Annotated in this window: 11 protein-coding genes; 7 read left to right on the top strand and 4 right to left on the bottom strand. The window is 77.0% G+C overall.

Annotated features, from left to right (window positions below):
- Positions 1 to 6 precede the first annotated feature (6 nt).
- The 3 genes from ACFY61_RS19810 to ACFY61_RS19800 are packed head-to-tail and all read left to right on the top strand — an operon-like array spanning position 7 to position 3365.
- Complete coding sequence (locus ACFY61_RS19810) at positions 7 to 612, top strand: RNA polymerase sigma factor (RefSeq protein WP_389473604.1); 606 nt, start codon at positions 7 to 9, stop codon at positions 610 to 612.
- Positions 612 to 1835, top strand: a complete 1224-nt coding sequence (locus ACFY61_RS19805; protein WP_389473602.1) for a MerR family transcriptional regulator — start codon at positions 612 to 614, stop codon at positions 1833 to 1835. The genes ACFY61_RS19810 and ACFY61_RS19805 overlap by 1 nt, the downstream gene beginning before the upstream one ends.
- Positions 1836 to 1874: 39 nt before the next feature.
- On the top strand, positions 1875 to 3365 hold the full coding sequence (locus tag ACFY61_RS19800; protein ID WP_389473600.1) for a cryptochrome/photolyase family protein: 1491 nt from the start codon (positions 1875 to 1877) through the stop codon (positions 3363 to 3365).
- Between the two features lie 11 nt (positions 3366 to 3376).
- Here ACFY61_RS19800 and ACFY61_RS19795 read toward each other — a convergent pair whose 3' ends face one another.
- The 4 genes from ACFY61_RS19795 to ACFY61_RS19780 all read right to left on the bottom strand — a co-directional run bounded on the left by ACFY61_RS19795 (position 3377) and on the right by ACFY61_RS19780 (position 8372).
- On the bottom strand, positions 3377 to 4615 hold the full coding sequence (locus ACFY61_RS19795) for an NAD(P)/FAD-dependent oxidoreductase (RefSeq protein ID WP_389473598.1): 1239 nt from the start codon (positions 4613 to 4615) through the stop codon (positions 3377 to 3379).
- A gap of 183 nt (positions 4616 to 4798) precedes the next feature.
- The gene (locus ACFY61_RS19790) at positions 4799 to 6379 is read right to left on the bottom strand and encodes an FAD-dependent oxidoreductase (protein ID WP_389473596.1); all 1581 of its coding nucleotides are present in this window, start codon (positions 6377 to 6379) and stop codon (positions 4799 to 4801) included.
- A complete protein-coding gene (locus tag ACFY61_RS19785; RefSeq protein WP_389473595.1) occupies positions 6376 to 7095 on the bottom strand; it encodes a class I SAM-dependent methyltransferase in 720 nt (239 codons plus the stop codon). Before ACFY61_RS19785 ends, ACFY61_RS19790 begins: the two co-directional genes overlap by 4 nt.
- An 89-nt stretch (positions 7096 to 7184) precedes the next feature.
- Positions 7185 to 8372 carry a lycopene cyclase family protein gene (locus tag ACFY61_RS19780; protein WP_389473593.1) on the bottom strand — a complete coding sequence of 396 codons (1188 nt, stop codon included), beginning with the start codon at positions 8370 to 8372 and terminating at the stop codon, positions 7185 to 7187.
- 234 nt (positions 8373 to 8606) lie between these two features.
- On the opposite strand from ACFY61_RS19780, the gene ACFY61_RS19775 reads away from it, so the two are divergent.
- Genes ACFY61_RS19775 through ACFY61_RS19760 form a run of 4 tightly spaced genes read left to right on the top strand, consistent with a single transcriptional unit; the run spans position 8607 to position 13751 of the window.
- Positions 8607 to 10163, top strand: coding sequence for a polyprenyl synthetase family protein (locus ACFY61_RS19775; protein WP_389473592.1), 1557 nt, complete (start codon positions 8607 to 8609; stop codon positions 10161 to 10163).
- Positions 10160 to 11677, top strand: coding sequence for a phytoene desaturase family protein (crtI, locus tag ACFY61_RS19770; protein ID WP_389473590.1), 1518 nt, complete (start codon positions 10160 to 10162; stop codon positions 11675 to 11677). Before ACFY61_RS19775 ends, crtI begins: the two co-directional genes overlap by 4 nt.
- Complete coding sequence (locus ACFY61_RS19765) at positions 11674 to 12699, top strand: phytoene/squalene synthase family protein (RefSeq protein ID WP_389473588.1); 1026 nt, start codon at positions 11674 to 11676, stop codon at positions 12697 to 12699. The genes crtI and ACFY61_RS19765 overlap by 4 nt, the downstream gene beginning before the upstream one ends.
- Complete coding sequence (locus ACFY61_RS19760; RefSeq protein WP_389473586.1) at positions 12696 to 13751, top strand: DUF5914 domain-containing protein; 1056 nt, start codon at positions 12696 to 12698, stop codon at positions 13749 to 13751. Before ACFY61_RS19765 ends, ACFY61_RS19760 begins: the two co-directional genes overlap by 4 nt.
- The last annotated feature ends 153 nt before the right edge of the window (positions 13752 to 13904 follow it).

Genomic DNA, 13904 nt, shown 5'->3' with positions numbered 1-13904 from the left:
CCCACGATGGCCACTGCTCGGCCCGACACGTACCTGCGCCCCGCCGCGGAGCGCACCGGGCCCGGTACGGACGCCGAACTCGCCCGGCGCTTCCGTACCGGAGACGAACAGGCCGTGGCCCTCGCCTACGAGCGGTGGGGCGCGCTCGTGCACACGCTGGCCCGCCGTTCCCTCAACGACGCGCGGGACGCCGAGGACGTCACCCAGCAGGTCTTCCTGGCCGCCTGGCGGGGGCGCGCGGGTTACCGGCCGGACCGCGGCGCGCTGGGCGGATGGCTCGTCGGGATCGCCCGTCACGTCATCGCCGACGCGCACGCGGCCCGCGGTCGGCAGGGGGACATCGAGAACATGTCCGCGGCCCAGCAGGAGGAGGCGGTCCGCCAGTGGGGCGTCGACGAGAGCGAGGCCGCCGTCAACCGCGTCCTCGTGCTCCAGAAGCTCTCCCGCCTGACGCCGGTGCAGCGGCGCCTGCTGGGCATGGCCGTCTACGGCGACATGACCCAGTCCCAGATCGCCGAGCGCACGGGGCTGCCCCTGGGCACGGTCAAGAGCCACATCCGCCGGGCCCTGCACGCGCTGCGGCGCGTGCTCGACTCCCCCCACTCCGCCTGATGACCCGGCACCAGGCGGCGTGCGGGTATCGTGCGGCCCGGCTTCCGCGCCAGGACGCCGCGGCGGGGGAGGCGGAGACGGACGGGAACGGGAACGGGAACGGAAACGGGGAGGGGAACACGGACGGGAACGGGGACCGCGGCACGCGGGCCGGCGTCACCACCGGCACCCTCGCCCGCGAGCTCGGCATCTCGCCCACCACCCTGCGTTCGTGGGACCGCCGTTACGGGCTGGGGCCCGCGGCGCGGATCGAGGGACGCCACCGCCGCTGGACCGCCGAGGACGTCGCGATGGTCCACGAGATGTGCCGTCTGACCGCGGAGGGCGTCCCCCCGGCCGAAGCGGCCCGAGCCGCGAAGGCCCGGGCCGTGGACGCCCCGCCCGTGACGGCCCGGCCCACGGTGCCCCGGCCCACGCGGACCCACCCCGCCGAACCCGGCCCGCAGGCCACCGCCCCGCCCACCACCGCCCCGCCCACCACCGCCCCGCCCCTCGCCGCCCCCCGCGGCCCCTCCCCCCTCGCGGACTTCCGCCGGCGGGGCCGGGGCCTCGCCCGGGCCGCGGTCCGCATGGACGCCGAGGCCGTACAGGAACGCGTCACGGCGGCCATCGACACGTACGGCCTGGTCGCCGCCTGGGACGGCGTCCTCATGCCGACCCTGCGTTACGTCGGTCGCAAGTGGGAGACCGCCGAGGACCGTTTCGTCGAGGTGGAACACCTGCTGTCCTGGCACATCTCCTCCGCCCTCCGCCACGTCTACGCCGGCTCGGTGGCCGTCGGCCGCCCCACGGCGGAACCGCGCCCGGTCCTCCTCGCCTGCCTGCCGGGCGAACAGCACACCCTCCCCCTGGAGGCGCTCACCGCCGTGCTGACCGGGCACGGTCTGCGCGTCCTGATGCTCGGCGCGTCGGTACCGGCCGAAGCCCTGGAGGCGACCGTGCGGCGGACCGCCCCCGCGGCCGTCGCCCTGTGGTCGCAGGCCCGCAGCACCGCCGACCTCCCGCTGGCCCGCCACCTCGCGGCCGCACGCTGGGGCATCCAGGGCGCCCGGACCCGCAGCCGTGTCCTGGCGTGCGGCCCCGGCTGGGGGCCACGCCCGGACCCCGAACTCCTGCGGCCGCTCGCCCTCGGCGAAGCCGTCAGGATGATGCTCTCCGCGAGCCGCCCGGGCGACGACGCCGCCCCCGCCAGCATGGAGCACGCGCAGGAACCGCCCGGGTGACCGGGCCACCCGGGCATCCACGAGACGAGGAGCACCGCCATGACGGTCACCCACTGGCTGTTCGGTGACCAGCTCGGGCCGCACTTCCTCACCGCCCCCGCCGGCACTCCCGTGGTGATGATCGAGGCCCGCTCGGTGTTCCGGCGCCGCCGCTTCCACCGGGCCAAGGCGCACCTGCTGCTGTCCGCGATGCGCCATCGCGCCGCCGAACTCGGCGACCGCGTCCGGTACGTCCGCGCCGAGACCTATCGGCAGGGCATCCAGGAGGCCGTCGGCGACGGCCCCGTGACGGTCCACCACCCGACCTCGTACGCGGCGCTGCGGCTGGTGGGGTCACTGGACTCCGTCACCGTCCTGCCGGCACGCGGCTTCCTCGTGTCGCACGACGACTTCCGCGCCTGGGCCGACGGGCACGGCGGACGGCGCCTGCGCCAGGAGGACTTCTACCGGTGGGTGCGGCGCTCGCACGACCTGCTGATGGACGACGCCCACCCGGCCGGCGGCCGCTGGAACCACGACCACGACAACCGCGAGCCCCCGCCGAAGGGAGCGCGCACCCTGGGCGTCCCGCCCCCGTACCGGCCGCGCGAGGACGAGATCGACCAGCAGGTCCGCCACGACCTCGACCGCTGGGAACGCGAGGGCTCCGTCGCCTTCGTGGGCCGGGACGGCCCCCGCCGGTTCCCCGCCTCCCGGCGCGAGGCGCTGGCCGCGCTCGGCCGCTTCGTCGAGCACCGGCTCGCCGGGTTCGGGCCGTACGAGGACGCGATGCTGGCCGCGGACCCGGTGATGAGCCACAGCCTGCTGTCGTCCTCGCTCAACCTCGGCCTGCTGGACCCGGCGGAGTGCGTGGAGCGGGCGGAGGGCGCCTGGCGGGCGGGACGGGCCCCGGTCAACAGCGTGGAGGGCTTCGTCCGCCAAGTCGCCGGGTGGCGCGAGTACGTCTGGCAGCTGTACTGGTACTTCGGCGAGGACTACCGCCACAGGAACGCCCTGGGCCACCGGGAGCCCCTCCCGCCCTGGTTCCTGGACCTGGACGCCGACGCGGTCCGGGCCCGCTGCCTGTCCACGGCGCTGGCCCAGGTCAGGGACACCGGATGGACGCACCACATCCCGCGGCTGATGCTGCTCGGCAGCCACGCGCTGCAGCGGGGCTGGGACCCGGCCGCGGTGACGGACTGGTTCCACCGCTGCTTCGTCGACGGCTACGACTGGGTGATGGTCCCCAACGTCGTCGGCATGTCGCAGTACGCCGACGGCGGGCGCATGACGACCAAGCCCTACACCTCCGGCGGCTCCTACGTGAACCGGATGAGCGACCTGTGCGGCGGCTGCCCCTACCGGCCCGGGGACCGTACCGGCGACCGGGCCTGCCCCTACACCGCCGGGTACTGGGCCTTCCTGCACCGGCACCGGGCCCGCCTGGAACGCAATCCCCGGATGGCGCAGCCGGTCCGCGGCCTGGACCGCCTCGCGGACCTGGACGAACTGCTCCGCGGGGAGCGGCGCCGGGGCGCCGGCCCGCCCTGACCGGCGGCCCGTCACCCCGCCCCGCGCCCCAGGTCGCGCAGCACCTCGCGGGCCGCCCGCGCACCGGAGGCCAGCGCGCCCTGGACGGAGCCGGTGGCCCGGTGGTCACCGCACACGTACCGGCCCGGCGCCACCCGCGTGGTGCGGCTCAGCGGCAGCGGGGGAGGCATGGCGGGCAGCGCGTCGACGACGGTGCGCACGGTCAGCAGGTCCCACCCCTCGGTGCCGGTCCCGCAGGCCTCGCCGAGCGCGGCCCGGACCCCGGCCTCACGGCCCGGCCCGTCCGCGCCGAGGACCGAGGTGGCGACGAGGGCGTGACCGGGCGGCGCGTACCCGGGCACGACGTCGCTGAGGACACAGGTGTTGAGGAAGCGGCGGCGGGTGTCCACCAGCAGCGTCGGCTCGCCGAGCGGGGACCGCGGAGCGACGTGGTAGTACGTCGTGACGACCCGGTAGCCCGGCAGTGCCACCCCGGGCAGCAGCGCCGCGACGGCCCCGGGGCCGGTGGCGACCACGACGGCCCGCGCGGGCACCTCCCGCCCGGCGGCGGTCAGCGCGCCCCCGTCCGTGAGCGCCGCCACCGGGTGCTCCAGCAGTACGGCGTCCCGGGGGAGCGCGGACGCGAGGGCCCGCGGGACCGCGCCGATGCCCTGGGCGGGCAGGCACAGGGTGCCGCGCAGCATGCTCCGCCACACCAGGTGGAACATCCGGGCGGAGGTCTCCAGCCCGTCCTCGAGGAACACCCCCGAGAGGAAGGGGCGGAAGAACCTCTCGACGAACGCCTCGGAGAACCCGGCGGCCGCGAGCGCGGCGCGGGTGGTGGTGTCCGCGGTCCGCGCCGGCCTGCGCGGGGGCAGCAGCAGGTCACGGGCGGACAGCAGGCCCAGGGCGGCGAGGTCGCGCGGACCGGCGAGGCCGCCCGTCAGCAGGCCCGGGACCGCACCGGGGCGGCGGGTGGGGTCGCTGAAGCGGAGCCGCCCGGACGGGCCGTGGACGAGCACACCGGGGGTGAAGGGCCGCAGCCGCAGGTCCTTCAGCACGAGCCGGCGCCGGACCTGGGGGTACGAGGTGTTGAACACCTGGAACCCGCGGTCCACCACGAAGCCCTCGACCCGGTCGGAACGCATGCGGCCGCCGACCGCGTCGCCGGCCTCCACGACCCGTACGCCGACACCGGCCGCCAGCAGGTCCCGGGCACACGCCAGCCCGGCGACACCGGCTCCGACGACCAGGACGTCCGTCTGATCCATGGCTGCGGACATACGACCACCTCTCCCGACCGCCGGCGCGGCCCGCGCCGCCCGTCCCGCGTGCACCTTCCGAACCGCCCGTGCCGCCCGTGCCACCTGTACCGCCCGTGCCGCCCGTACGGCCTGTCCCGCCGTACCACCACTACCGCCACGGGCGCACGCGCGCCCGCCGGAGCCGGCCGGTCAGCGCCCCGCCCACGCGGCCGCCCTCCGCAGCACCGCACCGCGGCCGCGGTCCGGCACCGTCCACAGCGTCTGCCCGCGCACGCCCCAGCGCTCCAGCAACGCGTTCGCCGCCAGGAACCCGGTCGTCGCCGCCCGCTCCATCAGCGCGACCGGCAGCCCGGACCGGACCACGTCACCGGCCACCACCAGGCCGGGATCGCCGGTGCGGACGGCGGGACGGTCCGCGTAACCGCCCACGGGGAACAGCGGACAGTCCTCGCGCCACTCGTGGCGGACGTCGACGACCGCGGCGGCGCGGGTCTCCGGGTACACGCGGTGGAGCTGCTCGACCAGCCGCCGCTGCACGGCGGTGCGCACGGCACCCGGGTCGACGGCGTACGCGTGCAGTTCCACGACGGATCCCCCGGTCCGGGCAGCCCAGCGGGCCGCCTCGTCCTCCCAGCGGTCGAGCACGCTGATGTTGTCGAGGCCACCGAAACCACTGGTGCCCAGGAACCCCGGACGGTCGGCGGCCACCGGCCGGTCGAGCCAGAGCCGCGTCACCAGGAACGGCGGGGCGGACCGCAGGCGCGCCACGCGCTCCCGCCAGCCGGGGTCGCCCAGCCCCTCCGAGCGGGCGGTCAGGGACCGCAGACCGGCGGCGTCCAGGGCGAGCACCACCGCCTCGTACCGGCGCTCGGCACCGGCCCCCGCGACCTCGAAGCCGCCACCCCGGGCGGGTGACACCCGCTCGACGGCGGCACCGGTCAGCACCTCGGCGCCGAGCCGCTCCAGGTAACCGCCCAGCGGCCCCCACAGCGCCGCCGGGAACGGCGAGCGCGGCACGTCGAACAGCAGCCCCTCGGCCGAGCCGAGGAAGTAGATGTGGAACATCAGCGCCATCTCGGCCGCCGACAGTTCCCGCGGGTCGGCGAAGAAACTCCGGGAGAACACCTCGAACGCCAGGTGCCGCGCCCGGTCCGGGAAGCGGACGGCGTCCAGGAAGTCGTGGGCGCTGATGCCGTCGAGACGGTGGTACACGTCGGGCACGCGCACGTCGAGCAGGGGCAGGGCCGGCACCGGGTCCATGGCGCGCAGGTCCCGCAACCGGAAGGACGGGCTCAGCGCGACGAACCCCAGCGCGCTCCACGGCGGGGTGCGCGGCACGCGGCGGAAGCTGTCGCGCGCTCCGTCCGCGTGCCGCAGCGGGTAGTCGGGCAGTCCGGCCAGCCCGGCCAGGGCCGGGTCGGTACGGCGCAGCAGGCCCCGCAGGTTGTAGTACTGCCGGAAGAACGCGTGGAAACCGCGGCTCATCGTCACCGTGCTGCCGTCGCGCAGCCGGGTCGGCCAGCCCCCGGCCCGCCCGCCGAGGTACGGCTCGCGCTCGTACAGCGTCACCGCCACGCCGCGCTCCGCCAGTGCGGTCGCCGCCGCGAGACCGGCGATGCCCCCGCCGACCACGGCCACCGCGGGCCGGCCGGGGGCGTACCGGGCCCCCGGGCGGGCGGGCAGGACCCGGGCCCGCCGGTCCCGGCCGCGCCGCGCGGCGCCGGCGGACGGGCGGTGCGCGCCGGGGCGGCCGGGCGCGGGGGCGGTCATCGGGCGTCCCGCGCGCGCGAGGCCACGAAGGTGTGGGTGATGCCCGTCTGCCAGCCCGGCAGGGGCAGGACGCGGACCCGGTCGAAGCCGGCCGCGCGGATCCGGCCCGCGAACCGGTCGGCCCGGTCGAAGTCCACGACGCTGCGCCACAGGTGCGCGTACAGCGGCCCGTCGCCCAGCAGGGACGCGGCGGGCCGTACGATGCCGCCGCACACCAGCCCCCACACCGCCCGGTCGGCGCGGCGGCCGCTGAGGCTGTACTCGTGCACCCCGAGCCGTCCGCCCGGCCGCAGGACGGCGCGGACGGAGCGGAGGACGGCGTCGGGATCGGAGACGTTGCGGAAGAGGTAGGCGGCGAACACCGCGTCGAACGGACCGCCGGCGCCTGCCTCCGCGAGGCGTTCGGCCGGCGCGTGGACGAACCGCACGCCGTCCCCCCACCGCTTCGCGGCGGCCCGCGCCAGCATGCCCGCCGACACGTCGACCGCCGTGACCTCGGCGGCCGGGAGGACGGACCGGATCGCGGCCGTCGAGGCCCCGGTGCCGCAGCCCAGGTCCAGCACGCGCAGGCCCTCCCCGCGCCCGGGCAGGCCGAGGCGGCGTACCGATCGCCGCAGATGGGCGTGGTAGCCGGGGTTCACGGCGACCAGGGCGTCGTAACTGCGGGACGCGTGGTCGAACGCGGCGGCGAGGTCCTCGTCGCGCAGCAGGGTCATACGGACTCCAGGTCGAGGGGGAGGGGCAGGGACGGGGGACGGACGGGTAGGGAACGGGCGATCGCGGCAGCGGAAGCGGCAGCGGAGGGTCAGCCGAACGGGCGCCGAGGCAACCCGGGCAGTTCGAGGGCGGTCCGGAGCATGGGGCCGACCGGGGTGTGCCGGCCGACGGACAGGTCCTCGAACAGCCCGGTGCGCCCGTCGAGGAAGCGCAGCAGCCGGACCGTCGGAACGCGGGCGAACAGCCGGCAGAACAGCTCGGGCCCGTCGACCCGGCCGCTGTCCAGGGCCCGCAGGAGCACCGCGTCCATGGCCCGGGCCCGTACCGCGTGCGCGGCCGGCGGAACCGGCCTGCGGCCCTGCCGCAGCGCGGCCGCGACGGCCCGCGTCTGCCGCTGGAGTCCGGCGAAGGTGTACCCGGTGGACGGGCGGGTCGCCCCGCCGGCGGCACCGATCCGGAACACCGACGCGCCGGCCCGTCGCGGCATCGGCGCGTCCGTCATGGGGATCACGCCCGTCTCGGTCGCGGTGACCTCCCAGTCGCCGAGGGAGAGCACGTCCCCGGCGTAGTGCCGCAGCGCCGCCTCGTAACCGCCGTCCGTCAGGACGCGCGGCGAGAACTCGGTGTACTCCACGAGGGCTTCGCACGGACCGGTGGGCAGGACGTAGCCGAAGGAGAGCCCGGCGGCGGGCTGCGGCGTCCTGAAGTCCATCAGCTCCGCGGTACCGCGCTCGAAGGCGGGCCGGGCCGTACGGACGAACCAGCCGCGGAAGTGCTGCAACAGGGTGGTGCGGGCGGCCGGGACGCTGCCGAGCGGGCGCGAGTCGAACACCCAGCGGGCCTCCAGGGCATGCCCGCCCCCTCCGGGCGCGGTCACGAACACCCGCGCGCCGCCGGTGAACTCCTCCACGGTCTCCACGGCCGCCTCCAGGCGCCGGACGTTGGGGCTGCCCGCGAGGTCCCGGGCCACCAGCGACTCGAAGTCGTCGGAGCGGATCATCTTGTAGCGCAGCGGCGCGATGTCCCCTCCGACGGCGGGTCCGGCGGGCGGCCGCACCCGCAGGTGGCGCCACTGCGCCCGCACCGCGCCGTCGAAGCGGCCGCGTCCGGCCTCCCAGAAGCACCAGGTGCGCGGGGCGGGGCGCAACGGCCCGGGCGGGGCGTCGACGAGCACCACGGACGGGGCCCCGGCACCGGCCGTGCGGGCGCCCAGCCGGTGGGCCAGGGACAGCCCGGCGGCCCCCGCCCCGATCACCACCACGTCCGCCCTCAGCACCGCCGCCGCCTCCCTCCCGGGTCCGCGCACGCGGGTCCGCGCACACGCAACACGTACCCCTTCCCGCCCGGCCGGGGGACCGGATGCGGGATTCCGCCGCGCCCACTCGGCCGGGTGCGTCCAGCTGAGGGACATTCCTGGGCGTTCCGGGCATCTGTGCCGCCGTGCATCCGGATCGCGGGAAGCCACCGAAGACGGGTGACGAGCAGATCACCACACGAGGAGAGGAACCGGATGCGCCCGACCCAGGCGAAGGACCACCCCACGGCCCCGCCGCCGCCCGTTCCGACCCTCGCCCCGCCGGGGTCCCCACAGCGGCGGAGGCGGGCGGGCCGGCGGCCGTCGGCGGGCGAGGCCGACGCCACGGTCCCGGGCCCGGACGCCCCGTACGACGGCCCCCTCCCGGGCCCCGGGCCGGCCGTGTCTGCCGGGCCGGCCGTGGCTACCGGGCCGGCGGCGGAGGCGGCCGACCCCGACGCCGTCGACGCGGACGTACCCGCCGCGGTCGGGCGCGTGCTGCGGCACGTGCTCGCCGACCGCCTCACCAGGGCGGCGGCACTCGACCCCCTGTTCGCCGCCGAACTGGCCGAACGCCTCGCCCGCTTCACCCTGGAGGGCGGCAAGCGCACCCGGTCGCAGCTCGTCTGGTGGGCCGCGCGCGCCTGCGGCGGCTACGACGGACCCACGGCCACCGCCGCACTGCGCCTCGGCGCCGCCCTCGAACTGCTCCAGACCTGCGCCCTGGTCCACGACGACGTGATGGACGGATCGACCCTGCGGCGCGGCCGGCCCGCCCTGCACACCGACGTACGGGACAGCTACGGCGGTGCCGCGCCACCGCCCCGCGCCGCCCGGTTCGGGCAGGCCGCCGCGATCCTGGCCGGGGACCTGGCCCTCGCCTGGGCCGACGACGTGGTGGCCGACACGGTGCTCGACCCCTGGACGGCGACCGCCGTGCGCGGCCTGTGGAGCGACATGCGCACCGAGATGGTGGCCGGCCAGTTCCTCGACCTGCACGGCCAGCTCACCGGGTCGCGTTCCCAGCAGCGGGCGCTGCGCGCCGCCTGCCTCAAGAGCGCGCTCTACTCCGTCGAACGGCCCCTCGCGCTCGGCGCGACGGTGGCGGGCGCGGACGGCCGCACCATACGGGCGCTGCGTTCGGCGGGACGCTGCGTGGGCCTGGCCTTCCAGCTGCGCGACGACCTCGACGACGTCTTCGCGGACCCCCGCCACACCGGCAAGAGCCGCGGCGGCGACATCCGCGAGGGCAAGCCGACGTACCTGGTCGCGCTGGCGGTGGCGCGGGCCGGGGCCACGGGTGACCGGTCCGCCCTGACGCTGCTCGAACGGGCGCTCGCGGACGCCGACCTGACGGCCGAAGGGCTCGACGGCGTTCGGGATGTCCTGGAACGGACGGGTGCCCGGCAGGCGGTCGAGGCGAAGATCGACCGCCTGGCCGCCGAGGGCCTGCGGCACCTCGACGGCGCCCTGCCCGACTCGAACGCCAAGAGCCACCTGCACGGCCTGCTGACAGCGGCCACGGGCACGGGCACGTCCACGTCCACGGGTACGGCCGCGTCCACGGGTACGGCCGCGTCCACGGGTACGGCCGCGTCCACGGGTACGGCCGCGTCCACGGGTACGGCCGCGGCTCCCCGTGCCGCGGACGGCGCGTCCGCCCGCCCCGGGCCCGCGCCCGGCCCCGCCCCGGATCCCGAACCGGATCCCGCACCCCGTCCCGCGCCCGCCCCCGCCCCGATGGGCCGCGCCACCCCGGAGGTCCGGCCATGACCCGCACGCTGACCGGACGCACGGACCACGTCGTGGTCGTCGGGGCGGGCCTGGCCGGCCTGTCGGCGGCCCTCCACCTGCTGGGGGCCGGGCGCCGCGTCACCGTCGTCGAACGGGACGGCCTCCCCGGCGGGCGGGCGGGACGCCTGCACCGCAACGGCTACCGGATCGACACCGGCCCGACCGTCCTCACCATGCCCGACCTCGCCGACGAGGCCTTCGCCGCGGTCGGCGACAGCCTCCACCGGCGGGTGGACCTGATCGGCCTGCACCCCGCCTACCGCGCGCAGTTCGCGGACGGCACCACCCTGGACGTGCACACCGACGGCGAGGCGATGGCCGCGGCCGTCGAACGCTTCGCCGGCCCCCGGGAAGCCGCCGGCTACCGGCGGCTGCGCACCTGGCTGGAGCGCGTCCACCGGGCCCAGATGCGCCGTTTCATCGACGCGAACTTCGACTCGCCGCTCGACCTCCTCACTGCCGACCTCGCCCGGCTGGCGGCACTCGGCGGCTTCGGACGGCTGGACCGGCGCATCGGCTCCTTCCTCGAGGACGAGCGGCTGCAACGCGTCTTCTCCTTCCAGGCCCTCTACGCGGGCGTCCCCCCGTCCCGCGCCCTCGCCGCCTACGCCGTCATCGCCTACATGGACACGGTCGCCGGCGTGTACTTCCCGCGCGGCGGCATGCACGCCCTGCCGCGGGCCATGGCCGACGCCGCCGCCGACGCGGGCGCCGAACTCCGGTTCGACGAGCCGGTGACCCGTCTGGAACGCTCCGGCGACCGGATCACCGCCGTCGTCACCGCCCGGGACCGCATCCCCTGCGACGCGGTCGTCCTCACCCCCGACCTGCCCCTCACGTACCGGCTCCTCGGGCGCCGCCCCCGCAGGCCCCTGCGGCTTCGCCACTCCCCGTCCGCCGTCGTCCTGCACGCGGGCACGGACCGCACCTGGCCGGGGCTGGCCCACCACACCATCTCGTTCGGCGCCGCCTGGCGGACCACCTTCGACGAACTCACCCGCCGGGGCCGGCTGATGAGCGACCCGTCCCTGCTCATCACCCGGCCCACGGCCACCGATCCCTCCCTCGCCCCACCGGGCCGCCACCTGCACTACATCCTCGCTCCCTGCCCCAACACCGACATCGGGCCCGGCGCCGCGGCCTGGGCGGAGCTCGGCCCCCGCTACCGGGCCGACCTCCTGCGCGAGCTGGAACGGCGCGGCCTCGACGGCATCGAAGCGGCCATCGAGGACGACACCCTGGTCACCCCGGCGCACTGGCTGGACCAGGGACACGCCGCGGGCACCCCCTTCTCGGCGGCCCACACCTTCCTGCAGACCGGGCCCTTCCGCCCGCGCAACCTCGTCCGGGGCACCCCGAACGCCGTCCTGGCCGGCTGCGGCACCACCCCGGGCGTGGGCGTCCCCACCACCCTGCTGTCGGGCAAGCTCGCCGCGGCCCGGATCACGGGCGTCCACCGGCGCCCCCACGCCCGTACCGGGGAGGCACGTTGACCACACGCGAACTCGACGCCGCCGGCATCACCGACCCGGAGCTGCGGGCGGCCTACCGCCGGTGCCGGGCACTCAACGCCGCCCACGGCAAGACGTACTTCCTCGCCACCCGCCTGCTGCCCCCGGCACGCAGGCCCGCCGTGCACGCCCTGTACGGGTTCGCCCGCTGGGCCGACGACATCGTCGACGGGACCGGAACCGGAGCCGGAGCCGGAGCCGGAGCCGGAGCCGGCGCGGACGACACGTGGCGCGGCGCGCGCCTCGCCGAGCTCCAACGCCGCCTGGACGGCGGCCTGCGCCGACGGGACGACGCCGAACCGGTGGTCACGGCCCTCGCCGACACCGCCCACCGCTACGCCATCGACCACCGCCACTTCCAGGACTTCATGACCGCGATGCGGTCCGACCTCACGGTCACCGACTACCCGACCTACGCCGACCTGCGCCGCTACATGCACGGCTCGGCCGCCGTGATCGGCCTGCAGATGCTGCCCGTCCTGGGCACGGTCACACCGCGCGAGGAGGCCGAGCCGTACGCGGCCGCCCTCGGCATCGCCTTCCAGCTCACCAACTTCCTCCGCGACGTCGGCGAGGACCTCGACCGCGGCCGCGTCTACCTGCCCGCCGACCTGCTGGCAGGGCACGGCGCGGACCGGGAACTGCTGAGCCGGTGCCGGGCGACGGGCCGGCAGGACCGCCGGGTCCTCGCCGCCCTGCGGGAGTTCGAGGCCCTGACCCGCCGCGTCTACCGGGAGGCGCGGCCGGGCCTCGCCATGCTCGACCCCGTGTCCCGCCCCTGCATCCGCACCGCGTACACCCTGTACTGGAACATCCTCGACGCCGTCGCCCGCGACGGCCACGCCGTGCTGCACCGCCGCGCCGTGGTGCCGCGCCGCCGGCGCGCGGCCGTCGCGGCGGCCGGACTGGCCGGGGTGGCCGCGGCAAGACTGCGCCACCGCGGCCGCTCCACGGTGCCGGCCCCGCCGGTGAGCCCCCGCCCGGTCCCGGAGGAGATCGCGTGACCACGCAACCGGAACGCCCCGCCCGGCGAGCCCGCCTTCCCCTCTCGCTGCGCCGCCGGCCCGTCTCCTGGGACCGGCAACCCCCGACCTGGCGCGACGGCCGGCCGGGCCTCATCGCGGATGCGCTGAAGCGGGCGCAGGCCAGGCCCTCCGGGAACTGGTACGTGGTGGGTGCGTCCGCCGCGCTCGGCCGTGCCCGCCCCCTGGCCCGCACGGTCGCGGGGCGTGAGGTGGTGGTGTGGCGCGGCGCCGACGGCGGCCTCCGCGCGGGGCCGGGCGCCTGCCCGCACCTCGGGGCACCCCTGGCGGACAGCCCGGTCCGCTGCGGGACCCTGGTCTGCCACTGGCACGGACTCGCCCTCGACGGCTCCCCGTTCGCGGGCTGGGAGCCGTTCCCCGCCCACGACGACGGCGTTCTCGTCTGGGTACGGCTCGACGAGGTCGGCGGCGAGGAGCCGCTCGGCGCCCCCCTCGTACCGGCCCGGCCCGCTCCCGCCCGCGCGGTGACCGCGGTGTACGAGGGAACGGGGGTCTGCGACCCAGAGGACGTCGTGGCCAACCGCCTGGACCCCTGGCACGGGGCCTGGTTCCACCCGTACTCCTTCGTCGACCTGACGGTCACCGGCGCCCCCGCGGCGGACGCCACCGCGGTCACCACCGCGGCAGCCGACACCACCCACGCCACCGACGACGGCTTCACGGTCGACGTCTCCTTCAAGGTCGCCGGCCGGCTCGTCGTCCCGGTGAGAGCGGTGTTCACCGCTCCCGGGCCACGCACCGTCGTCATGCGCATCACCGAGGGCGAAGGCACCGGCTCGGTGGTGGAGACCCACGCCACCCCCATGGGCCCCGACGAGCGGGGTCGCCCGCGCACCGCGGTGACCGAGGCCGTGGTGGCCGCCTCCGACCGCCCCGGCTTCGCGCTCGCCCGCCGCGCCGCCCCCCTCCTGCGCCCCCTGATGCGCACCGCCGCGGCGCGCCTCTGGCGCGACGACCTGGCCTACGCCGAACGCCGCAGGCAGCTCCGCTCCACGGGCCGCTTCCCCGGCTGACCGGGGGAGGAGGGAGAGGGAGAGGGAGGGGGAGGGGGGAGGGGGGAGGGGGGAGGGGGCAGGTCGGACGTCGGACGGCGCCCCCCACCGGCCCCACCCACCAGACAATGCCCCTGCCGCCAGTCCCGCGAACCCCAATCCGCCCACAGTACA

This window comes from Streptomyces sp. NPDC012888 (genome assembly GCF_042900645.1).
Classification (GTDB): Bacteria; Actinomycetota; Actinomycetes; order Streptomycetales; family Streptomycetaceae; genus Streptomyces.
This window is presented reverse-complemented; position numbering and strand designations above follow the sequence as displayed.